This window comes from Pseudomonas sp. 43(2021), assembly GCF_017490805.1.
Taxonomy (GTDB): domain Bacteria; phylum Pseudomonadota; class Gammaproteobacteria; order Pseudomonadales; family Pseudomonadaceae; genus Aquipseudomonas.
The window spans coordinates 1-440 of record NZ_JAFGYJ010000551.1 but is presented as its reverse complement, the minus strand read 5'-3'; the positions used below and the strand labels follow the sequence as shown (position 1 = coordinate 440).

The following is a 440-nucleotide window of genomic DNA, read 5'->3' as shown; positions in this document are numbered from 1 at the left end:
GAGCAATCTGCAGCAGTCGGCGCAGATCGCCGTTCCGGCTTTGCGCGTCCTCGCGCAGATACAGCAGCACATCAACGTAATCGCCCGGCAGCAACTGCCCGGCGGCACCGATCACTTCATCGACGGCCACGGTCAGTGCGCGCTCGTCGCGGCGAATCATCCGCGCCAGCGCACCGCCAGCCTGGAAGCTTTCGTCATTGAGCCAGGTGCCGGCGCTGAGGTGGCGCCAAGGCGTGCGGCCGACTGCTTGTTCAATGCTGGTCAGGCTGCCGGCCGGTGCGCTGCGCAGTTTTTCCACGGTCACATCGGCGGCGGTCAACGGCGTGAACGGCGCTACATCGTGGAGCAGCACCACCACCGGTTGGCGGGTCTGGTCTTCGGCAATCGCGACAGTCTGTTCAATGCTGACCGCTGGGGCGACGGGCGCCTCGGCGACCGGG

The 440-nt window shown here is 66.8% G+C and carries 1 protein-coding gene; it reads right to left on the bottom strand.

Going from position 1 to position 440, the window contains the following annotated elements; translation table 11 throughout:
* The coding region (cpaB, locus tag J5M71_RS28645; RefSeq protein WP_207839054.1) for a Flp pilus assembly protein CpaB at positions 1-440 on the bottom strand (440 nt) is incomplete at both ends.